This is a genomic window from Streptococcus sp. GMD6S (assembly GCF_000297015.1).
On sequence record NZ_AJRH01000205.1, the window covers coordinates 1 to 834 of the forward strand.

2 protein-coding genes are annotated in these 834 nt (G+C 42.9%); both read right to left on the reverse strand.

Annotated elements, in window-relative coordinates:
* Positions 1-329 (reverse strand): hypothetical protein (locus GMD6S_RS09695; RefSeq protein ID WP_000410456.1); only part of this gene is annotated, 329 nt, incomplete at its 3' end.
* Entirely contained in the window at positions 316-759 is a 444-nt protein-coding gene (locus tag GMD6S_RS09700; protein ID WP_000724851.1) for a low molecular weight protein-tyrosine-phosphatase, read from the reverse strand. The genes GMD6S_RS09695 and GMD6S_RS09700, both read right to left, overlap by 14 nt.
* Positions 760-834 lie beyond the last annotated feature (75 nt).

Genomic DNA, 834 nt, shown 5'->3' on the forward strand with positions numbered 1-834 from the left:
GCCTGACCATTTACAAAATCACCTTCGTATTTCCAGCCATCTTTTGATTGAAAAGTCCCTTTACCATTAAAAGCCCCATTATTGAACTCTCCTGTGTATTGGTCCCCGTTTTCAAAGGTCATAGTCCCCTGACCATTCATCTTCCCTCTTACCAAGGTTCCATCATAAACAAGCGCACCATTGTCAAGTGTCAGTACACCCTTTTTTGGAGTGTTTAGTAGAAAAACTGATACGGCGCAGATAGCGATTAGAAGAACGGTTGCAATCTCTATACGCGGGCGAGTTAGATATACTCGATATTTTTCAAAGATTTTTTTAAACTTTTCCATTGTCACTCTCATTTTCTAAACGGTCTAACCAGCTTTGGCATCCACTTGTGATGCGCGCATAGGTTTCCTCAAAATCTCCTGTGTACCATGGATCTGGAACACTTTCTGCCGCAAAAGAGTAGATCTTGTACTGTAGTTCCTGAGGGCACATGTGACGCAGATCTGAAACGTTTGAAGCATCCATACCGATAATGTAATCAAATGATTCAAAGTCCTCTCTGCCAATCTGAAGCGATGTTTTGTCTTTGTCATACGGGATCTGATACTGCTGAAAAATCCCCTGCGTCCCCTTATGAATCGGATTGCCATGTTCCCAAGATGACGTTGCCCGACTCTCGACTTGGTAAGCGCTCGTCATGGACTTCATCACAAACTCTGCCATGGGACTTCGGCAAATATTTCCTAAGCAAACAAATACTATTTTTTTCATCCCTTTTCCTCTTGTCTCATAGAAAAACGGGAGTGACAGGTCCCGTTTTATTCTTCGATTGCTCCGCCTTCGTCA